The sequence below is a fragment of the Gordonia sp. NB41Y genome (assembly GCF_030718915.1).
GTDB lineage: Bacteria > Actinomycetota > Actinomycetes > Mycobacteriales > Mycobacteriaceae > Gordonia > Gordonia desulfuricans.
Map to the genome: position 1 here is coordinate 2,048,451 of NZ_CP132196.1, position 20,964 is coordinate 2,069,414.

The 20,964-nt window shown below is 66.7% G+C and carries 20 protein-coding genes and 1 pseudogene; 5 read left to right on the forward strand and 16 right to left on the reverse strand.

The window, feature by feature from the left end; all coding sequences use genetic code 11:
• Window positions 1–35: 35 nt before the first annotated feature.
• From Q9K23_RS08720 to Q9K23_RS08745, 6 genes are all read right to left on the reverse strand, one after another.
• Window positions 36–857 carry a hypothetical protein gene (locus Q9K23_RS08720; RefSeq protein WP_020794353.1) on the reverse strand — a complete coding sequence of 274 codons (822 nt, stop codon included), beginning with the start codon at window positions 855–857 and terminating at the stop codon, window positions 36–38.
• Between the two features lie 19 nt (window positions 858–876).
• The gene (gene ppk2 / locus Q9K23_RS08725) at window positions 877–1,824 is read right to left on the reverse strand and encodes a polyphosphate kinase 2 (protein ID WP_053777098.1); all 948 of its coding nucleotides are present in this window, start codon (window positions 1,822–1,824) and stop codon (window positions 877–879) included.
• Window positions 1,825–1,941: 117 nt separating this feature from the next.
• Window positions 1,942–2,454 carry a DUF6764 family protein gene (locus tag Q9K23_RS08730; protein WP_053777099.1) on the reverse strand — a complete coding sequence of 171 codons (513 nt, stop codon included), beginning with the start codon at window positions 2,452–2,454 and terminating at the stop codon, window positions 1,942–1,944.
• Window positions 2,455–2,657: 203 nt separating this feature from the next.
• Complete coding sequence (locus Q9K23_RS08735) at window positions 2,658–3,098, reverse strand: SRPBCC family protein (RefSeq protein ID WP_053777100.1); 441 nt, start codon at window positions 3,096–3,098, stop codon at window positions 2,658–2,660.
• Between the two features lie 63 nt (window positions 3,099–3,161).
• On the reverse strand, window positions 3,162–3,839 hold the full coding sequence (locus Q9K23_RS08740; RefSeq protein WP_020794679.1) for a DUF4166 domain-containing protein: 678 nt from the start codon (window positions 3,837–3,839) through the stop codon (window positions 3,162–3,164).
• Between the two features lie 149 nt (window positions 3,840–3,988).
• Entirely contained in the window at window positions 3,989–4,597 is a 609-nt protein-coding gene (locus Q9K23_RS08745) for a TetR/AcrR family transcriptional regulator (protein ID WP_053777150.1), read from the reverse strand.
• A 42-nt stretch (window positions 4,598–4,639) separates the two neighbouring features.
• Between Q9K23_RS08745 and Q9K23_RS08750 the strand changes: the two genes are divergently transcribed.
• Entirely contained in the window at window positions 4,640–5,119 is a 480-nt protein-coding gene (locus Q9K23_RS08750; RefSeq protein WP_053777101.1) for a PaaI family thioesterase, read from the forward strand.
• A gap of 41 nt (window positions 5,120–5,160) precedes the next feature.
• On the opposite strand, the gene Q9K23_RS08755 is transcribed toward Q9K23_RS08750, so the two are convergent.
• From Q9K23_RS08755 to Q9K23_RS08780, 6 genes are all read right to left on the reverse strand, one after another.
• Window positions 5,161–6,507, reverse strand: a complete 1,347-nt coding sequence (locus Q9K23_RS08755) for an LLM class flavin-dependent oxidoreductase (protein WP_020794796.1) — start codon at window positions 6,505–6,507, stop codon at window positions 5,161–5,163.
• Window positions 6,500–7,429 carry a MetQ/NlpA family ABC transporter substrate-binding protein gene (locus tag Q9K23_RS08760; protein WP_053777102.1) on the reverse strand — a complete coding sequence of 310 codons (930 nt, stop codon included), beginning with the start codon at window positions 7,427–7,429 and terminating at the stop codon, window positions 6,500–6,502. The genes Q9K23_RS08755 and Q9K23_RS08760 overlap by 8 nt, the downstream gene beginning before the upstream one ends.
• Window positions 7,430–7,467: 38 nt before the next feature.
• Entirely contained in the window at window positions 7,468–8,163 is a 696-nt protein-coding gene (locus tag Q9K23_RS08765; RefSeq protein ID WP_053777103.1) for a methionine ABC transporter permease, read from the reverse strand.
• Between the two features lie 2 nt (window positions 8,164–8,165).
• The gene (locus tag Q9K23_RS08770; protein WP_053777104.1) at window positions 8,166–9,182 is read right to left on the reverse strand and encodes an ATP-binding cassette domain-containing protein; all 1,017 of its coding nucleotides are present in this window, start codon (window positions 9,180–9,182) and stop codon (window positions 8,166–8,168) included.
• On the reverse strand, window positions 9,179–10,549 hold the full coding sequence (locus Q9K23_RS08775; protein WP_053777105.1) for an LLM class flavin-dependent oxidoreductase: 1,371 nt from the start codon (window positions 10,547–10,549) through the stop codon (window positions 9,179–9,181). Before Q9K23_RS08775 ends, Q9K23_RS08770 begins: the two co-directional genes overlap by 4 nt.
• A gap of 219 nt (window positions 10,550–10,768) precedes the next feature.
• Window positions 10,769–11,581: a tyrosine-protein phosphatase gene (locus Q9K23_RS08780; RefSeq protein ID WP_053777106.1), complete on the reverse strand. Its 813-nt coding sequence runs from the start codon at window positions 11,579–11,581 to the stop codon at window positions 10,769–10,771.
• A 124-nt stretch (window positions 11,582–11,705) separates the two neighbouring features.
• Here Q9K23_RS08780 and Q9K23_RS08785 point away from each other — a divergent pair, with 124 nt between their 5' ends.
• The gene (locus Q9K23_RS08785; protein WP_053777107.1) at window positions 11,706–12,602 is read left to right on the forward strand and encodes a TetR family transcriptional regulator; all 897 of its coding nucleotides are present in this window, start codon (window positions 11,706–11,708) and stop codon (window positions 12,600–12,602) included.
• Between the two features lie 152 nt (window positions 12,603–12,754).
• Window positions 12,755–13,588, forward strand: a pseudogene (locus Q9K23_RS08790) (NAD(P)-dependent oxidoreductase); the annotation flags it as partial.
• A 142-nt stretch (window positions 13,589–13,730) separates the two neighbouring features.
• Here the strand turns inward: Q9K23_RS08790 and Q9K23_RS08795 are convergent.
• Together Q9K23_RS08795 and Q9K23_RS08800 are read right to left on the reverse strand one after the other, a co-directional pair.
• Window positions 13,731–14,384, reverse strand: a complete 654-nt coding sequence (locus tag Q9K23_RS08795; RefSeq protein ID WP_053777108.1) for a DsbA family oxidoreductase — start codon at window positions 14,382–14,384, stop codon at window positions 13,731–13,733.
• Between the two features lie 46 nt (window positions 14,385–14,430).
• Window positions 14,431–15,315 (reverse strand): LysR family transcriptional regulator, encoded by an 885-nt coding sequence (locus tag Q9K23_RS08800; RefSeq protein WP_053777109.1) that lies wholly within the window; start codon window positions 15,313–15,315, stop codon window positions 14,431–14,433.
• 121 nt (window positions 15,316–15,436) lie between these two features.
• On the opposite strand from Q9K23_RS08800, the gene Q9K23_RS08805 reads away from it, so the two are divergent.
• A complete protein-coding gene (locus tag Q9K23_RS08805; RefSeq protein WP_082365856.1) occupies window positions 15,437–16,867 on the forward strand; it encodes an FAD-binding oxidoreductase in 1,431 nt (476 codons plus the stop codon).
• A gap of 101 nt (window positions 16,868–16,968) precedes the next feature.
• On the opposite strand, the gene groL is transcribed toward Q9K23_RS08805, so the two are convergent.
• Both groL and Q9K23_RS08815 read right to left on the reverse strand, forming a co-directional pair.
• Window positions 16,969–18,594, reverse strand: a complete 1,626-nt coding sequence (groL, locus tag Q9K23_RS08810) for a chaperonin GroEL (RefSeq protein ID WP_053777110.1) — start codon at window positions 18,592–18,594, stop codon at window positions 16,969–16,971.
• A gap of 216 nt (window positions 18,595–18,810) precedes the next feature.
• Entirely contained in the window at window positions 18,811–20,010 is a 1,200-nt protein-coding gene (locus Q9K23_RS08815; RefSeq protein ID WP_305950475.1) for an alkaline phosphatase family protein, read from the reverse strand.
• Between the two features lie 159 nt (window positions 20,011–20,169).
• On the opposite strand from Q9K23_RS08815, the gene Q9K23_RS08820 reads away from it, so the two are divergent.
• Window positions 20,170–20,958, forward strand: a complete 789-nt coding sequence (locus tag Q9K23_RS08820; RefSeq protein WP_053777111.1) for a hydroxyethylthiazole kinase — start codon at window positions 20,170–20,172, stop codon at window positions 20,956–20,958.
• Window positions 20,959–20,964: the final 6 nt, after the last annotated feature.

The following is a 20,964-nucleotide window of genomic DNA, read 5'->3' on the forward strand; positions in this document are numbered from 1 at the left end:
CGTTCGAACTGCCCGAGTTGTCGCCCCGCCGGCGGTCAGTACCGCGTCCGGCCGCCGATCAACCGCGTCACGATCCCGACCACGGTGACGGCAGCGCCGATGGCCGCGGCGATCATCGCCCACCGGGTGAGGTCGTCGGCCATCGCGTCGATCGCCAGGTTCGTCACGGTGTGACCGGAGCCCTCGGTGGAGACCTGCCGATCGATGATCGTGGTGGCGTTGAGTGCCACCACCCAGCACAGTCCGGCCGCGAGCAGGCCACCGATCCCGATCCAGGCGAGCACGGTGCCACGCCGGTGCGCGAACAGCAGCGCGAGGATCGCGGTGGCCGCCGCGATCACCGATGCGCTGTAGGCGATGGTCTCGATCTGCCCGCTCACCTTGTGGTACCGGCCGGCCTCGAGATTCCCGTGCTCGGACATCGGGACCAGGACCGGACCGCTGACGGTGAGCACGAACGGCAGGTTCTGATTCGCCAACGCCCGGTTGATCATCGGGGTGATGTCGAGCTCCATCGTCTGGGCGGAACTGCCGGCCGGGGCCTCGTCGAACAGCCATGCGTGCTGCTGGCCGACGAGGTCGCTGAAGTCGGCGGGGAACGAATCGCCCTGGACATAGCTCACCGCCAGCGGCCGGACGACGGCACTCGCGCCGGGGAACTCGGTCCGCGCCGCGACCTCCTCGGTGATCTCGTCGGCGATGAAGTCCTGGACCTGCGCGTCGTGGGCGAGCGGGGCGATCACCGAGACGAAGCCCTCGGTGTCGGTGACCCGTTGGGTCACCCACATCGACGGGAGGGCAACGATGATCGCCCCGATCGCGACCAGGGTCAGGATGGCACTCAGAAACGTCCGCACGCGACGAGGCTACCGGCGATCACTCACCGACGACGTCGCGGGCGCGCCCCAGGATCAGCGGGTCGGGGGTGTCGACGAACTCCTCGTTCTTGCCCTTGTAGTCGAACAGGGACAGCACGTGGCGCATGGCGTTGATCCGGGCACGCTTCTTGTCGTTGGACTTCACCACGGTCCACGGCGCGATGTCGGTGTCGGTGTTGGCGAACATCGCCTCCTTGGCCGCACCGTAGGAGTCCCACTTGTCCAGCGAGGCGAGGTCCATCGGGGAGAGCTTCCACTGCCGCACCGGGTCGATCTGCCGGATCGCGAAACGGGTGCGCTGCTCGAGCGGGCTCACCGAGAACCAGAACTTCACCAGGTTGATGCCGTCGTCGACGAGCATCTTCTCGAAGGCGGGCACCTGCACCATGAACTGGTCGTACTGCTCGGGGGTGCAGAATCCCATCACCCGCTCGACACCGGCACGGTTGTACCAGGAGCGGTCGAAGAAGACCATCTCGCCTGCTGCCGGGAGATGCTGCACGTAGCGCTGGAAGTACCACTCGGTGGCCTCGCGCTCGGACGGCTTCTCCAGGGCGACGACGCGGGCACCGCGGGGATTGAGGTGCTCGTTGAAGCGCTTGATCGTGCCACCCTTGCCGGCCGCATCGCGTCCCTCGAACACCAGCAAGTGCCGCTGACCGGTCTGCTTGGACCACTTCTGCAGCTTGAGCAGCTCGATCTGCAGACGACGCTTGGTCACCTCGTACTCGCGGCGACTCATCCGCTCGTCGTACGGGTAGTCCTCTCGCCAGGTGTCGACGACGTTGCGCTCGGGCAGCGTCAGCAGGACGGGATCGTCGTCATCGTCGTCATTCACCTCGAACTGGGTGGTGTCGTGCAGATCGACGAGGTGTTGCAGGGCCTCACGACCGTTCAGCTTGCTGAAGTCGGGCCCCAGGGTTTCGAGATCATGTAACTCGGTCACGCTCCCACGATATGCCGTGCGCGCGAACGCCGCGTGGCCCCTCGGTGAACCGGAGTGTGACCGTTGGGTGATCTTCGCCGGTTCTCACGGCGACGGCGAGGCGACGGAACCCGAAGATCAGTTCCCCAGGTTGATCGATCCGTACTTCAGGCATGCCTTGCCGGTGGTGGTGTCGGCCGCCGCGGCGAACCCGCCCGCACACCGGACGCCGGGACCACCGGAGTAGGCCTGGCCGCCCCAGCCGCCCACCGACACCGAGTACCCGCCGGCCCGCGCCTGCGCGACCGCGAGCGACTTGGGGCCGGTGGTGATGGCGTACGAGGTACCGCCGGTCGTGGCACCCGAGAGCGCCGACGAACCTGGCTGCTGGTTGATCGCATTCGCGTGGCCACCCTTGTCCGAGACCGCCACGGCGGTCCCGCCGCCGGTCTCCTCCGCCCTCGCCGTACTCCCCGCACCGGCGCGTGCCCCACAACCACTCAGTCCCTGAATCCGTTGCACCTCATGACCGTTCGAGGCGGAACAGGTGTTCGCCTGGGCATCGGCGGCGCCGAGCCCCAGACCCCATGCTGCACCGGCGCCGCCGATCGCGAGCACCAGTGCTCGTACCGCAAACCTGTGGTTTCGCAATGTCGTCGGCCTCCTTGACGGGCGGAAGAGAGAGAATGGGTATCGAGGGATACCCGGCACAGCGTACTCCTGCGGAATCGGACGAATCCGTCCTCGAGACGCAGGCGAGGTCACGGATCGACAACGTTCTTCCGCCGAAAACGGCAGCGGGGACCGCCGGTGGTGAAACCGGCAGTCCCCGTTGGGAATTCAGCGATCGGTAGTCACAGCTTGGCGCGACGCTCGCACTCCGCGGTGAGTCCCTTCTTCGCGGTCTCGACGGCCGTCTTCTGACCACGCTTGATCAGCATGCCGGGGAGTTTGACCTTCAGGTCGATCTCCAGCTCGAAGTCCACATGGGACCCGTCCCCGTTGGGGGTCACGGTGTAGACACCGTGCTGCGAGGCGAGCATCTTGGACTCCACCAGATCCCAGGTGCACGTGTTGTCGGTCCAGACATAGGAGACGGTCTGGTCGTCGTTGACGCCGACCGCCGAGACGGTCATCGAAACCTGGTCGGGCGTACCGTCCTCGTGCGCGGAGACGATCTTCGCGGCCTTGTGCGCCGACGACCAGTCCGGCAGGGCCTCCACATCCATCAGCACCTCCATCACGACCGACGGGGGCGCGGCGACATCGAACTCGGTTCTCGCATTGACTGCCATGCGAGAAACCTACCCTTTGCCGATCGGCGACAGGCGGCGAACCACGCGAGTGCGTGATGCGTCTCAGGCCTCCCGGTCGACGAGGTTCAGCGGCCACGCCTCGTCGGGGATGTCGCGCAGTTCGCAGGCGACGTCGGAGACGGTGAACCAGCCTCGGAAATGCAGGATCTCGCCGACCATCGGATTGCGCACCGTCGCATCGCAGCGGAACCGGTCGTGCTCCTCGTCCCACCCCTCGATGTACTTCATCTGGGTGGCGAACGGGCCCTTCATCCCGATCTTCGGTCCGCGGCCGAGCCACCGCAGCGGGCCGCTCTCCAGCAGCAGCTCGCCGGCCGGGGTCACCGACGGCTCGATCGGGTAGAGCAGTTCCGGACCGTCACCGAAGTAGTCGACCAGCCCGGTCTGCCCGGAGACCAGGACGGAGTTCAGCTTCCGCGGACCGGTGGTGTAGTCGAACGAGCGCAGCACCGCCAGACATTCACGGCCGATCTCGTCGCGGTAGCAGTAGTGGCCCTGGGTGAACGGGACCATCCGGCTGGTCTTGGAGGGCAGGGCGTTGCGTTTGCCGTAGTACCAGAAGAACGGCGGCGGCAGCGCCGAACTGATGTAGACCGACTCGAGCATGCCGGTACCCATCTGGGCGACATTCGACGTCGAGTCGATGCTGTACCGCCAGGCCACGTTGGGGTGGAGCCGATCGAAGTCCGACCCGAGTACCTGTCGGTATACCGGCGTCATTGATCACCTCACTCGTCACTGTTCCGCAAGAACCTACTATGTTCCGGCTCACAGGGACATACCCGATGGAACGGAACCGAGGTGACGTGCCCCGACGGGCACCACTCCGCCAGGCACCACTCGGCAGGTGACACCCAGACAGGTGACGTTCAGACGCCGGCGGCCTCGTCACACAGACGCGCGAGCTCGGCGATGACACGATCGAGCGGTTCGACGCTGCGCCGGGTCTGACACATCCCCACCGCACCCTCGATCGCCGAGACCGTGAGGTTGGCCAGCGAGTCGGCGCGGTCGGGGTCGACCCCCTCGGCGATCAGGCGGGTCGCGATCAGCCGCAACCAGTCGCCGAAGATGCGCTGCGACTCGTCGGCTACCTCGGGTTCGGCGCGCCGGGACAGTCCACCGGCCAGGACGGGGCACCCGAACTGATAGTCGGTGTTGACCAGCATGCGACGCCAGACGTCGCCGATGCCGAAGACCGCCTCCGACGGCGAGCCGGGATGCTGACCTCCGATGCGTCGGGTGATGAAGTCACCGGCGTAGCGGACGGCCTCGGTGACCAGCTGCGTCTTCCCGCCGGGGAAATGGTGGTAGATGGACCCGCGGGGCGCCCCGCTCGCGGAGATGACGTCCCCGATCGAGGTGGCCGCCACACCGTCACGGCCGATCAGGTCGGCAGCGTGCACGATCATCCGTTCGCGCGGACCGTCGTCCCCCACACGCGACGTGCCGATGTCGCCGGAGTCGTCGTCGGACATCACCGCCACCTCCTATGTAGACCTTCATAATCAGGCGGTTCTATGCAACCATACATAACCATGACGACCTCGACCGAACCCATCGGTGATCCCACCCAGATGTCCGGCCTGGAGCTGCTACGGGCATGGCAGGCCGCCCCCCATCACGATCAGCCCGGCATCGGCCGGCTGCTGGGGATGCGCCCGGCGAGTATCGAGGAGGGCGAGGTGCGCTTCGTGGTGACCCCGAAGCCCGACTTCTCCAATCCGCTCGGGACTGTGCACGGCGGGATCTGTGCGACCTTGCTCGACTCGGTGATGGGCTGCGCGGTACACACGACGTTGCCCGCCGGCGTCGGCTACACGACCCTGGAACTCAAGGTGAACTACATCCGGTCGGTGGCGCTCGACGCCGGCGAACTCACCGGTGTCGGCACCGTGATCCACGTGGGTGGCCGTACCGCGACCGCCGAGGGCAAGGTGTTCTCCGCCGACGGCAAACTGGTCGCGCACGGCACCACCACGTGCATCGTGTTCCGGTAGTCCGAGCCGGGCCCGGAGACAGACGCGTCCGGACGAGCGACCTAACCGGTCCGGCGGATCGAACCCGACGACGGCCGGTCTGGGGTGCGCTCGAGGCCCAGATGCCCACGCAATGTCGTCGATGTGTACTCCCGCCGGAACAACCCTCGGTCCCGGAGGATCGGTACGACGTGGTCGACGAACAACTCGAGACCCGACGGGAAGACATCCGGCATCAGGTTGAAGCCGTCGACAGCGCCCGCAACGAACCAGTCCTCGATGGCATCGGCGATCTGTTCAGGCGATCCGACCACGAAGCGGTGCCACGTGATCACCCGATCGAGCAGCTGACGCACGGTCAGGTTCTCCCGCCGAGCGATGTTGACGACGATGTCGCGAGCTCCCTGGGAACCGCTGATCGGCGCCGCGCCCTCGAGGAGCCAACCGGGAAGCGGCTTGTCCCACTTCAGCTCCGCCACATCGACGCTGAGTTGACCAGCCAGATGTGCCAGGCGTCGATCCCCGGCGAGCTCGTTCAATTCGTCGTTTCGCGACCTGGCCTCTGCCTCCGTACTGCCGAGCACGAACGACAAGCCAGGCATGATTCGGATCGCCTCGGCGGGACGGCCATGCGCGATCAACCGACTCCGCAGCTCCTGCGCGTTGGACAGCGCATCCTCGAGCGAGGCCTGTGCCGCAAAGACCCCGTCGGCGTACTTCGCCGCCAGATCCAACCCGCCGGTGGAACCGCCTGCCTGAAACAACACCGGATGCCCCTGTGGGGATCTGGGTAGAGTCAACGGCCCGTCCACCGAGAAGTGCCCACCGCGATGCCGGATCGGTCGTATCGCACCGACCTTACTGAACGCACCCGTGGACTTGTCGGCGACAACTGCGTCGTCGTCCCACGAATCCCACAATGCCCGGACGACTTCGATGAACTCGCCGGCCCGCTCGTATCGAGTAGCGCGGTCGGGTTGTTCACCACCACCGAAATTGTTCCAGGCATACCGATCACTACTCGTCACGACGTTCCATGCCACACGACCCCGGCTGAGGTGGTCCAGCGTCGAGAATCGGCGGGCGACGTTGTACGGCTCCTCGAACGAGGTCGACACCGTACCGATGAGTCCGATGTGTGTGGTCACCGATGCCAGTGTCGACAACAACACGATCGGGTCCAGGGCCAACGGTGGCGCACTCAGCGGCTGGTCGGGCGGCTGGAACAACGACGGACTGTCGGCGAGGAAGACCGCGTCGAGGGTTCCTCGCTCCGCGATCTGCGCAACACGAATCCAGTACGCCGGATCCGTGAACCACGACGGATCGGAACTCGGATACTGCCACGCGGCTGGGTGCATACCGTCCGAGAGGACATTGACGCCCAGATGGAGCTCTCGATCAGCCATTGTTCGCCGCTGTCGGATCGGCCGGCAGGATCAACTTCTTCGTCTCCGGATCGGTGGCGATGAATTTCTGTACACGCGGATCCTTGAACGCCTTGATCAGGTTCTGGATGTTGTCCGACTCCACGTAATTGCTGCCGACGGTCAACACAGATGCGAACTGGTTCGGTGACGGTGGCGAGAAGATCAGCTTGTCCTCCGAGATACCGGCGGCCACAAATGACTCGGCGTAACCGACGACGGCATCGAGTTCGCTGAGCGCTCGTGGCTGCGCACCGAAGTCGAGTAGCGTGAACTGCAGATTCTTGGGGTTCTCGACGATGTCCTTGGGTGTCAACGTGGCAACGTCAGCGCCCGCGCGAAGCTTGATGAGCCCGGCCTGTTCGAGGTACCACAGACCTTGCGCCTGGTTTGCGGGGTCAGCCAAGAGCGAGACCCGCGCATTTTCCGGAATATCTTGCGGTGAGGAGTATTTGTCCGACCAGATACCGAAGATCCAGTGGAAGAACGGACCCGTTCCCGCCTGTTCTTTGAAGTCGGGATTGGCATCGAGGACCTGGCCCAGCCAGTGTTCGTGTTGAAAGATCGTTCCGGCCAGCTCACCTTCGCTGATCGCACGATTGATCTGTGTACTGTCAGCGATACCAGTTCCCTCGACCTTGATATCGTAGTCGGCCGCGACGTTGTCCCTGATGAAGTCGATCACCGCCTTCTCAGCCGGATTCGACTCGAGATAAGCAACTTTCAGAGTTGCCCCGGACTCGGTCACCGCCGAATCCGAGCCGCCCACGCGACTGTAGACGAAGGCGGCCACGATCGCGCCGATGACAACCACCGCACCGACGATGAATGGCCAACGCTTTCGCTTGACAATCGTGAACCCCTGCTCGGACTGATCGTTTTCAGGGGATGTCTGGGTACTCATGACCTGATGTGTTCCTGTCTGACATGCAAGAGGAGGGGTCAGCCACGCTTGGCGCGGCGGGCGAAGAAATCGCCGGTGAACTGAACGATCGCAACCGTGACGACAAGTACGACAACCGTTGCGATCATGACGTTGTTGTCGAACCTGAGGTATCCGTATGTCACTGCGACATAGCCAATTCCGCCAGCACCGATGGTCCCGGCGATAGCCGAGTACTCGATCATGCCGATGGTGTTGATCGTCATGTTGCCGATCAGAGCCGGCACTGCCTCGGAAAGTTGGGCTTTCGTGATGACCTGTAGATGGGAGGCACCGGAGGCGAGTGCGAGATCGGTCACTGCATCAGGAACATCTCGCAGCGAATTCTCGACCAGCCGCGCGAAGAACGGCACTCCTGCGACCGCCATCGGCACGATCGCTGCCCGGATCCCGATCGTGGTACCCACCACGAAGTGGGTGAACGGGATGATCGCCGCCATCAGCACCAGGAACGGCAGCGACCGTCCGATGCTGACAATTACGCCCAGGATCTTGTGCGCGGTCGGATTCGGAAAGAGTCCGCGCGGTCCGGTGTTGTGCACCAGTACGCCCAGGGGCAGACCGAGAGCGAAGACGATCAGCATCACCACGCCGACCATCACCAGCGTTTCCTTGTAGGCCGGAATGATCAGAGACGGTAACTCCGAGAGCGGTGTCGAGGTGGATGCGAGGTTCTGTGTCGTGGCGGCCAGCACACTCACGCTGCTACCTCGACCTTCTTCTCCGAGTTAGCATCCGAGACCTCGATGGCTTCCAGGCCCCACTCCGACAGAAGTCCGGCGATGTCGAGACCGTTGCGCGCAGCAACCGACACGACCGCCTGCCCGATCTGCACTCCATTGACCACTTCGACTGCCGCCGACTGCAGCTCCACCGGAACGCGAATCGCGCGGCTCAACCGCTCGATCCAGTCCCGTGCGGCATGCGCGTCCCGATAGAGAACCCGCCACAACTGCCTATCGGGTTGGCCCGCTGGGACATCGACGCTCGGGAGCAGACCTCTGCCCAGCTCGGATACCGGATCGGTCAGAAGATCAACGATGTCGCCTTGTTCGACGATCTTGCCATGATCGAGCCGCGCGACGCTGTCGGCGAGATTCCGAACGAAGCTCATGTCGTGAGTGATGGCGAGGATGGTCAGATCGAGGTCGCGACGCAACTCGTCGAGCAGATCGACGATCGATGCGGTCGTCTCCGGGTCCAAACCCGATGTCGCCTCGTCGGCGAGCAGCACGGACGGACGCAATGCCAGCGCCCGGGCAATACCCACTCGTTGACGCTGGCCCCCGCTCAGCTGATGTGGATAGTGGTCAGACCGATGCGAAAGACCCACGCGATCAAGCAGTTCGGATACCCGTGCCTTGGTCTCCGCCGGAGTCACGCCCAGGCACTCCAGAGGGAGTGCCACGTTGCCGGCCGCAGTTCTCCGAGACAGTACGCTCGACGCCTGAAAGACCGTTCCAATCCTGCGCCGAGCAGACCTCAACTGGGATTCCTTCAGGCCCGTCAACTCCTGACCCCCGACTACGACGCGGCCCGAAGTCGGCTGCTCCAACAGATTGATACACCGTGCGAGCGTGGTTTTTCCGGCACCGCTGGGACCTACGACAGCGAAGACCGTGCCGGTATCGACCTCAAGATCGATACTGTTCAGCACCGTCGCCGATTGTCCATGATGGGTAAATGTCTTGGTCAGTTGATCGAGGACGATCACGCCGCCCCCACTGCCTTGCGCGGAACGGGCACAAGATTCGCATCAGCGGGTAGACCCAGATGTTCACGCAGCGTCGAACCCGTGTACTCCGTACGAAACCGCCCTCGCCGCTGCAGTTCCGGGATGACGAGATCGGCGAACTCCTCGAATCCGCCAGGCGTATACCCGGCCGAAAAGAGGAACCCATCAGCCTCTCCACCGTCGACGGCAGCCTCGATCTGGTCGGCCACCTGAGCCGCGGTACCCACGAACTGCGGCAATAACACGCCCTGGGCGTACAGCTTTCCGATATCGCGCAGCGTCAGGTTCTCGTTCACACTCAGACTCCGAGCGACTTCGAAAAGCCCCTTCGTCCCTGGAACATCGATGTCGGCGATCACAGCGTCGAGGTCATAGCCGGAGAAATCATGGTCGGTGTGCACCGACAGCGTGATCAATCCATCGGTCGGATCGGCCAGTTCGTTGTGGAACGCCTGCTTTTCCCGTGCGATCGACTCGGTCTCACCCACAAACGGAATGAACGACGGGAGTATCTTGACGCCGTCGGGATCACGACCGAAGTCGGAGGCTCGCGACTTGATGTCGTCGTAGTAGGCCTTACGCCCCACAGACGTCGGGTCGATCTCGAAAATCGCTTCTGCCCAGCGCGCAGCAAAATCCCGACCGCGGGTGGATGATCCCGCTTGAAAGATGACCGGCCGTCCCTGCGGTGAGCGGGGAACCGACAGCGGGCCCCGAACATCGAAGTTCTCCCCGTGATGATCGAGCCTGTGAATCAGGTCCGGGTCGGCGAAGACACCCGCCTCTTTATCCTGGATCAGAGCTCCATCGTCCCAACTGGCCCACAGCCTGAACGCGACCTCAAGCAATTCCTCGGCACGGTCGTATCGCACGTCATGGTCGAGGTGTCGGGCAAGCCCGAAGTTCTGCGCCTCGACGGTCGTATTGGAAGTCACAACATTCCAACCGACGCGGCCGTGGGTCAGATGATCCAGAGTGGCAAAGCTCCGGGCGAGGTCGTATGGCGAGTAGAACGTCGCCGACGTGGTCGATACGATCCCCAGGTTGCGCGTGACACCCGCGACGACAGGAACGACGAAGCGGGGATCCAACCCGGCTGCACTCTGAGTACCGCGAGCGAGCGGGTCACGAATATCGTTGCGGTAGCTGGCAGGAGTCGCAGAATTGTCGGCAAAGAAGACGAAGTCCAATTTCGCGCGTTCGAAAACCCTACCGAGGTGCTGGTAGTACTCCGGTGTGAGAAACCCGGGATCACTGCGTGGATGACGCCACGAAGGATGACTGTGGGTTACATTCCCTGCAATCAAAAACCCGCCCAAGTGAATTGGACGCCCATGTGCCGACATCGAGATCTCTCCGTTCGTTGCTGGACCGACTGCAGCCGACCACCACGCATCGGCCTGAACAGTGTCCCATTGAGAGATTCCGCCAACAACGTTTACGTTCATGCACGGCAAAAGACGGGCCGGATTCGCCTGTCATAGCCGGCCCGAGTCACCAAAAAGCGGTTGCATCATGATCCGATTTCTCATCGAATCATGATGCAACCGCGGCGATTCAGGATTCTAGCGAGCCACCAGGTACAGATCACGCAGCTTGTTCTGCGCGGCCTCGTCGATACCCAGCCCCTGGGTGAAGTAGCCCTCGATACCGCCGTAACGGGTGTCGACCTCGGTGAGCGCGGTCTCGAGGTAGGCGCGGTCCACACCGAGCACCGGCAGCAGGATGTCGGGATCGCCACCGGCCTCGGCGAATTCGTCGAAGATCGGCTTGAGTGCCGGGATCAGACGGTCATTGGTCAGCAGGTAGTCGTGGAAGACGTCGTCGGCGGAGACGCCCATCAGGGTCAGGAACGACGCGGCGGCCCAGCCGGTCCGGTCCTTGCCGGTGGTGCAGTGGAACAGCGACGGGTGCGGGTGGTCGCCGAGCAGACCGCGGTAGAAGGACTGGTAGGAGCGCAGTGCGCTGGGCAGCGAGACGATGCCCTGATAGGTCTGGGCGATCAGTTCCTTGGCCTTGCCGCCGGACAGTTCCTTGCTGGCCATCGCGACCGTCTTCGGGTCGGCCAGGATCTTGCCGAGGTTGGCCGGGACCGCCATCGCGGCGTCGGCGAGCACGTCGAGATGGATGTCGGTGACGTCGGGCAGCGTCGGATCGGGCAGCGCATCCCGCTCGGCGGTCGAGCGCAGGTCGTAGATGGTGCGGACGCCGAGTGATTCGAACGGGGCGACGTCGGCGTCGGCGAGCGACGAGAAGTCGGTCGAGCGGAACAGCACGCCCGGACGGACCGCCTTGCCGCCGCCGGCCTGCCAGCCACCGAGGTCACGCAGGTTGGGCAGGGTCGCGATCGGACTGGGAGCACCTGGAGTGGAGGTCATGTCTCCCATTCTCACCAGGAATCGAGAGGACAGCCGGACGACGCCTGGGCACGGGGCCTGCGTGTCACGATTCGGACGATCAAGCGGCACAAAACACCACCGACTGTTCGGATATCCTGAACACATGGCCGAGCTCCCCACATCGCCGACGACCCGCCCCACCGCCGGCGACCGGATTCGGGCGGCGCGCCTGTCCACCGGGATCTCGTTGCGGGAGTTCGCCCGCCGCCTCGGCCTCAGCCCGGCCACCCTGAGCGCGATGGAGAACGGCCAGACCGGCATCACCGTCGACCGCTTCGAGACCATCGCCGGCGAGCTCGGCATCGAGCCGTCGGCGCTGTTCGACGGCACCCACGCCACCGCCCCGACACGGCCCGACCCCGCTCCCGCGCTCCCGCCGACGGCATCCACCGGCGGCCGCTGGCGCGTCTACGAGGGCCCCGAGGTGACCGATCCCGTCCTCGCCGCAGCCCTGCGGTGCATCGTCGAACGCGGCTACCACGGCTGCACGATCCGGGATATCGCCGCGGCGGCGGGGATGTCGGTGAGCGCGTTGTATCACCACTATCCGAGCAAGCAGGCGATGCTGGTGACCCTGTTCGACCACACGATGGACGAACTGCTCGACCGGGTGACCGCAGCCCGGGCAGACGGCTCCGACGATCCGGCACAGGAGCTGGCGCTGATGGTGGAAAGCCTTGCGCTGTACCACTGTTGCCGACCCGGTCTGGCGTTCTGCGGACATGCGGAGATGCGTGGTCTCGCCGAGCCGGATCATCGTCGGGTCGCCGATCGCCGCGTGGCACTACAGCGTCAGTTCGACGCGGTGGTCGAGCACGGCTGCACGAGTCGGCGATTCGCCATACCCCGCCCCCGCGAGGCCGCGCGCGCCGTGGTCGGCCTGTGCATGAGCGTCTCCGAATGGTTCGACCCGGCCGGTCCGGACACCCCCCACGAGGTGGCCGCGCTCTACACCGACTACGCGCTCGGCCTGGTCGGATGCCACCCGCTCCGCCCCTGAACCACCACCGAGTGTTCGGATATCCCGAACAGTTCACCGAGCCGCCATCTGGCCCTTCGGCCATCCCGACTGCCGGTCACAGGCATTGACACGACAGGATCGGCCAGGCACCCTGACCAGAACCGATCGATCGTTCAGTTTGAGGAGTGTCCATGAGTTCAGCCCCCGATTCGTTGCGCGGACGCACCGCAATCATCTCCGGCGGAAGTCGCGGCATCGGCGAGGCCATCGCGGTACGCCTGGCGCAGGCCGGTGCGAACATCACCCTGCTCGCCAAGACCACCGAGCCGCATCCGAAGTTGCCGGGCACGATCTACACCGCCGCCGAGGCCATCGAGGCCGCCGGCGGTCAGGCACTGCCGGTCGTCGGCGACGTGCGCGACGACGACCACGTGGCCGACGCGGTCGCGCAGACCGTCGAGCGCTTCGGTGGCGTGGACCTGGTCATCAACAACGCCAGCGCCCTGGACATCTCGCCGACCGAGCAGCTCAGCATGAAGAAGTACGACCTCATGCAGGACATCAACGCGCGCGGCGCATTCTCCCTCGCCCGCGCCGCCATCCCGCACCTGCGCAAGTCCGATCACGCGCACGTGCTGACCCTCTCGCCGCCGATCAGCCTGGAGCCGCACTGGTTCGACTCGATCGGTACCGCCTACACGGTGTCGAAGTTCTCGATGACCCTCGTCGCCCTCGGCCTGGCCCGCGAACTCGCCGCCGACCGCGTCGCATCCAATGCGCTGTGGCCGCGCACCATGATCAGCACCGCCGCGGTGCGCAATGTACTCGGCTCAGAGTTGGTGTCGCGCAGCCGGAGTCCGCAGATCATGGCCGACGCCGCCTTCGCCGTCCTGTCCAAGGACCCGGCCGCCGTCACCGGTCAGACCTTCATCGACGACGAGGTGCTCGCCGCCGAAGGTGTCACCGACTTCGCCCAGTACCGGACCGCCGACTCCGACGACGACCTCGAGCTCGACTTCTGGATGGTCCGCGGCGGGCGCGGGTTGCGCACACACACCGTCGACGCAGACGGCGCCCGGCTCACCCAGCATCTGGAACGCCGGCGCCGTCTGTGCGGTGTCCGGATCAGGCTGTGCGGTGTCCGGATCAGGCTGTGCGGTATCGGGTTCAGGCATCGGCGCGCTCCTCGGCGACCTTGCGCAGGGCACCGGCGAAGACCTCCGGCGACTGCGCACCGGACACCCCGTACCGGCCGTCGAGGACGAAGAACGGCACGCCGGTGATCCCATAGGCGCGGGCCTGGTCGAGGTCGGCGTCCACGGCCTCGGCGTACTCCCCCGACTGCAGGCTCGCCCGCACCCGGCCGGCGTCGAGGCCGATCTCGCCGGCCAGTTCCGCCAGCTCGTCGATCCGTCCGACGTGGCGCCCCTCGGTGAAGTACGCCTTGAACAGTCGTTCGGCCATCTCGATCTGCCGCCCCTGCCCCTTGGCGTAGTGCAGTAACTCATGGGCTTTGAGGGTCTTGGTGTGACGCAGCGCGTCGAAGTCGTAGTCGAGGCCCACCTCGGCGGCGATCCCGGTCATCTGGTCGAGCATCTGGTGGACCTGCGCGGGCGGCATCCCCTTGTGTGCGGCGAGGAAGTCCACCTCGGATCCCTCGAAGTCGATCGGCGTATCCGGTGCCAGCTCGTAGCTGTGATAGGTCACGGTGACGTCGTCGGCGAGGCCGGATTCGGCCAGACCCGCCTCGAACTTCCGTTTGCCGATGTAGCACCAGGGGCAGGCGATGTCGGACCAGATGTCGACGGAGATCGGGCTCATGGACGGATTCAACGCCTGCGGGCCGCCGCGGATTCCGGCGGCCGGATCACCCGGCCGACAACCCGTCGACGACTCCGAGGAACGCCGCGGCCACCGGGTTCGGGTTCTCGTCGAGGCTCGCGATCCCGACGGCCAGGTGCACCGGTGGCCCGCCGATCTGCCGGAGCACCACACCCGGCACATGGATGGTGGCGGCACGGCCGGCCGGCACCGGTGCCAGGCCGGCCCCCTCGGCGACGGCCCGCAGGACCAGCTCGTCGTCGGCCTCGTGGCGCACCGTTGGGGGTGTTCCGCCGGGCCAGATCGACGCCAGCCGGTCGTAGAAGCCCGGCGCGTTCTCCCGCGGCCACAGCACCATCGGCTGACCGGCGAGGTCATCCGGATCGATCCACTCCATGTCCGCCAACCGATGCCCGGCGGGCACGGCGAGCCGTACCCCCTCGGTATCCACCCGGCGGACCGTCACACCCGCGTCCACGTCCACCGGCAACCGCACCACCCCGGCGTCTGCGGCCCCGTCGGTGACCTGCCGCAGATTCAGCGCCGAGAACCCGCGGTGCTCGATCACCGTCACGTCGGGCCGGCGCCGCCGGAACTCGGCGATCGCCTCGCCCACCCGCCCGCCGGCCCACGAACGCGTCAGCGCCAGCGTCAGCGTCCCGCCCCCGCCCTGGGCGGCCGCCCGAATCCGCTCGGTCGCCCGATCCGCGGCGGCCAGCAGGTAGCGCGCCTCGCGAACCGCCACCTCGCCCGCGGCGGTCAGCGCGATCCGGGGCCCCTTCCGATCGAACAGCTCGACACCCAACTCACGCTCGAGAACCTTGATCTGCTGGCTGAGTGCCGACTGCGCGACGAAGAGCTCGGCGGCGGCGCGGGTGAAGCTGAGATGGTCGGCGACGGCCACGAGATAGGCCGCCCGTTGGAGGTTCACCCTGCGATCATAAGCAAAACCGATCGACAGATCGGAACTCTGTGTTGGACGGGGACACCGAGATCGTCCGACGCTGGACGGGTCAGCATGGCACCGACGACGAATCCAGGAGACCGCCACCATGCCCCTTCACCACGACACCGACGACGGCTCCGCACCGGTCCCGGCAGCCGACGGCGAGTGGTCGGCGATCCACGACGGGCTGGCCGCGATCGTCGGGAGAGCCCACGTCCTCACCGACGCCGACATGGTCGCCGGATTCGTCACCGATTGGACCGGCCACTGGCACGGTCGTACCACTGCGGTGGTCCGCCCCGCCGACACCGGCGAGGTGTCGGCGGTACTCGCCCTCTGCCACCGCGCCGGGATCGCCGTGGTCCCGCAGGGCGGCAACACCGGGCTGGTCGGCGGTTCGATCCCGATGAACGGCGAGGTGGTCTTGTCCACGACCCGGCTGGACCGCATCGAGGAGGTCGACCCGGTCGGCCGCACCCTCGCCGCCGGTGCCGGCGTGCGCGTGGCCGCGGCCCAGCGCGCCGCCGCCGAACACGGTCTCGCACTCGGCACCGACCTGGCCTCTCGGGAGTCGGCCACCCTGGGCGGGATCGTGTCCACCAATGCCGGCGGTGTCGCGATGGTCAAGAACGGCAGCACCCGTTCCCGACTCCTCGGGGTGGAGGCCGTTCTCGCCGACGGCCGGGTGGTGACCCGCTGGACCCCGCTGACCAAGGACAACATCGGCTACGACCTGCCCGGCCTGCTCGCCGGAGCCGAGGGCACCCTCGCGGTGATCACCCGGGTCCTGCTCCGGCTGGTGCTGCCCGCGCGCACCACCGCGACCGTCCTCGCCGGCGTCGACACCATCTCGGCCGCACTCACGCTGCGCGATGCCATCTCGGCCGCGGGACTGACCCTCGAGGCCGGCGAACTGATGACCGCCGACGGACTCGACCTGGTGTGTGCGCAGCAGGGTGTGCGCCGTCCGCTCGGCACACGCACCGCCTACACCGCACTGTTCGAGGTCTCCGGCCCGGCCGATCCGGCAACAGCGCTCGTCGAGGTGCTGTCCGACGCCGACTCCGGCGGCATCGTCGTCGACGCGGTGCTGGAAGACGGTCACGCGCCCCGGCTCTGGCACTACCGGGAGGGCCATACCGAATCCGCTGCGGCAGCGTCGTCGACACCGGTGGTCAAACTCGATGTCGCGGTGCCACTGCCGACGATGCAGAACTTCCTCGACGAACTCTCCGCCCTGCTGCACGACGACTTTCCCACGGTCCGGCCGATCTGCTTCGGGCACTTCGTGGATGGCAACGTGCACGTGAATCTGCTCGACGTGCCGGCCGCCCGACGCGACGAGGTGACCGACGCGGTACTGCAGACGGTGGCCCGTCACGGCGGCAGCATCAGCGCCGAGCACGGCATCGGACGCGCCAAGCTGGCGTGGATCGGACTCGGCCGCGACGCCGTGGACCGTCAGATCATGGCCGCGGTCCGCGCCGCCTTCGACCCGGACTCGATCCTCAATCCGCACGTGCTGCGCTTCGCCTGACCCACCCGCCAACCCTGGTCCCGGTACGCCGAAAGCCGGCCACCCCGTAGGGTGACCGGCTTTCGGTCGAAACGCGAAGTGCGCGTCGGGTTCTGATCAGATCAGAAGCCCATGCCGCCCATCTCGTCGCCACCCGGCATGGCCGGAGCAGCGTTCTTCTCGGGCTTGTCGGCGACGACGGCCTCGGTGGTGAGGAACAGGGCCGCGATCGACGCAGCGTTCTGCAGCGCCGAGCGGGTGACCTTCACCGGGTCGTTGATGCCGGCGGCCAGCAGGTCCTCGTACACGCCGGTGGCGGCGTTGAGGCCGGTGCCCTTCGGCGAGTTCAGGACCTTGTCGGCGACGACGCCCGGCTCGAGACCGGCGTTGACGGCGATCTGCTTGGCCGGAGCCGACAGCGCAACCTTGACGATGTTGGCGCCGGTGGCCTCGTCACCCTCGAGCGACAGGTCGTCGATGGCGGGCTCGGACTGCAGCAGGGCCACGCCACCGCCGGCGACGATGCCCTCTTCGACGGCAGCCTTCGCGTTGCGGACGGCGTCCTCGATGCGGTGCTTGCGCTCCTTGAGCTCGACCTCGGTGGCAGCACCGGCCTTGATGACGGCGACGCCGCCGGCCAGCTTGGCCAGGCGCTCCTGCAGCTTCTCGCGGTCGTAGTCGGAGTCGCTGTTCTCGATCTCGCCACGGATCTGGGCCACACGGCCGGCGATCGCGTCGGCATCGCCGGCACCGTCGACGATGGTGGTCTCGTCCTTGGTCACGACGACCTTGCGAGCGGTACCGAGCAGCTCGACGCCGGCGCCCTCGAGGGACAGGCCGACCTCTTCGCTGATGACCTCGCCACCGGTGAGGATGGCGATGTCGGCCAGCATGGCCTTGCGACGGTCACCGAAGCCCGGGGCCTTGACGGCGACGGACTTGAAGGTGCCGCGGATCTTGTTGACGACCAGGGTCGACAGGGCCTCGCCCTCGACGTCCTCGGCGATGATCAGCAACGGCTTGCCGGCCTGGATGACCTTCTCCAGCAGCGGCAGCAGGTCCTTGACGGTCGAGACCTTGCCCGAGACCAGCAGGATGTAGGGGTCCTCGAGGACGGCTTCCTGACGATCGGCGTCGGTCACGAAGTAGCCCGAGATGTAGCCCTTGTCGAAGCGCATGCCCTCGGTGAGCTCCAGCTGCAGCCCGAAGGTGTTGGACTCCTCGACGGTGATGACACCTTCCTTGCCGACCTTGTCCATCGCCTCGGCGATCAGCTCGCCGATCGATGCGTCGCCGGCCGAGATACCAGCGGTGGCAGCGATCTGCTCCTTGGTCTCGACCTCCTTGGCGCTCTTCAGCAGGGAGGAGGTGACGGCCTCGACGGCCTTCTCGATGCCGCGCTTCAGACCCAGCGGGTTGGCGCCGGCAGCAACGTTACGCAGGCCCTCACGGACGAGCGCCTGAGCGAGGACGGTGGCGGTGGTGGTGCCGTCGCCAGCAACGTCGTCGGTCTTCTTGGCAACTTCCTTGACGAGCTCGGCGCCGATCTTCTCGTACGGATCCTCGAGCTCGATTTCCTTGGCGATGGAGACACCGTCATTGGTGATGGTGGGGGCGCCCCACTTCTTCTCCAGGACGACGTTGCGGCCCTTCGGCCCCAAGGTCACCTTGACGGCGTCGGCGAGGCTGTTGAGGCCCCGCTCGAGACCGCGGCGGGCCTCTTCGTCGAACGCGATTTGCTTGGCCATGGGTAAGTGATCCTCCGGTAGGGGGTGACACCAGGTGTACGGCCGGACTCGGTGCCCGCGACGGACGACCGGTGTGTCATGTGGGTACCGATCTCACCGTCCCGACCTGGCACTCGCAGTGCGTGAGTGCCAAGCTCCGTTTTAGCACTCGGACATGCCGAGTGCAAGGTCGGGATGTGGCGTCCGTCCCCACGACCGGCACGCCTGCAGGCAGGCTCACCCCTGCGCGAGCACCAACGGCACCAGTTGTTCGTCGGCGGTCCACGAGCCGTGGTGTCCGATCATCGTCGCCTCGAACGGTTCGCCGACACTGCGCACCAGCACGGTCCGGTCCTTGGCGACGGCCACCACGTCCCCGATCCGGGGCACGACGGCCGGGGCCACCTCCGGCCCGAACCACCGTTCGTCGAGGGTCTGGGCGCGGGTGGCCACGCGCACGTCGCCTCCCACACGCGCCTGCCAGGTCGCGACGACGTCGGCCGCCGAGGCCGGGTCGGCGAGATAGAGGTGACGGACGCGGGGTTCACCGCCGATCGTGGCAACCCCGGCGGTCAGCTCACCCTCGGTGTCGAGGTCGATCCGACGGCCCGCGGCGATCATGCCGTGATCGCCGGTCACCGCGAGCATCGCACCCGCGGGCAGATCCGAGGCGATGTCGGCGACCAGGGCGTCGACGCTGCGCAGCATCTTGCGCCACGACGCCGACCCCGGACCGTCGAGGTGTCCGGCGCCGTCGAGCTTCGGATAGTAGGCGTAGACGAAGCGGCGGCCCGCCGACCGATCGGCCAGGGCTGCGGCGATGCCGGCGCGGACCTCGTCCTTGCCGGCCGCGGGGATGTGGGTGCCGGCGGCCCGGAACGCCGACCGTGTCAGGCCGGTGCCGGCGAACTCGCCGGGCATCACATAGGTGACGGCCACGCCCGCGTCGGCGAGATCACCGAGCGCCCCGGCCAGCGGCGCGACGCGATCGGGCGGATAGACCGCCGTGGCCGGCTCGCCGTCGGAGCGGTCCAGGGTCCAGCGCAGCGCGTTGAGCAGCCGCGGCGGCCCCTCGACACGGGAGGCGTCGTCGGGCCGGAAGCTGTAGCCGATGATCCCGTGGATGCCGCACGGCACGCCACCGGCCAGGCTGGTGATGCTGGCGGCCGTCGTCGACGGGAAGCCGGCACGCAGTGTGGTCGCGCGCAGCGTGGTCAGCGTGGGTGCGTCGGCGGCATGCCGCTCGAGCAGCCGGTCCCCCAGGCCGTCGACCAGGAACACCACCACGTCACGTGCGTCCACCTCGGGCAGCCCGGCTCCCCCACCCCAGGTCTCACCGAGGCTGCGGGCGGTCCACGGGAGCACGTCGGCGAGGGTGGGCCGACCGGACCACTGGGCGGGTGGCAGCTCGGCGAGTGGCTCCGGTGCGATCGGCATACCGGCAATCCTCTCATCCCGTCATGACGTCTCGAGACCACACCGACGCGAATCGCGCAGGGTTGAAATCGGCGTGAGAACAACCCCTCCCCTCGACTGCATACAGCTGTATACAGAAATGGACACATCGGGGGACGACATCAATGCGAAGGAAACGCCTTGTCCGAGATCACCTTTGACGACCCGCAGATCCAGCAGACATACCGGGCCATCGGCGAGAAGGCGCCGTTCGTCTATGGACTGACCAACTACATCGCCGCCAACCTGAGCGCCAACGTCCTGCTCGCCGCCGGTGCCGGCCCGGCGATCGGCGCGGGCGCGGACTGGCCGGCGGTGTTCCCGGCCGGGGCTGCGGGCGTGTGGATCAACACCGCCGCGGTGATGAGCAACCCGGCCGAGGTGCTGCGCACCGTGGCCGCCGTGGCGGGTGAGGCCGGAACCCCGTGGGTGCTCGACCCGGTCGCCCACGGTGCCGGCGCCGCCGAGTACGACGGCGTGGTCAAGTCCCTGGTGGAGCTGCGTCCGGCGGTGATCCGCGGCAACGCCAGCGAGCTGATCTCCCTGGCCGGCGGGGCCACCACCGGCAAGGGTGTGGAGACCACCGCCGGTTCCGACGACGCGGTCGAGCACATCGAGCGCCTCGCCCGGCAGTCCGGTGCCGTGGTGGCGGTCAGCGGTGCCACCGACTACATCACCGACGGCACCCGCACCGTTGCCGTCCCGGGCGGCGACGCCCGCCTGACCAAGGTCACCGGCGCCGGGTGCAGCCTGGGCGCCCTGACCGCCGGTGCCGCCGCCGTGATCGACGACGCCTTCGTCGCCGCGGTCACCGCGCACGCCGCCTACGCCCGGGCCGCCGAGCTCGCCGCCGCCCAGGTCGGGCCCACCGGTGGCAGCGGCTCATTCGCCGTGGCCCTGGTCGACGGACTGTACGCACTGGCGAACTGAGTTATC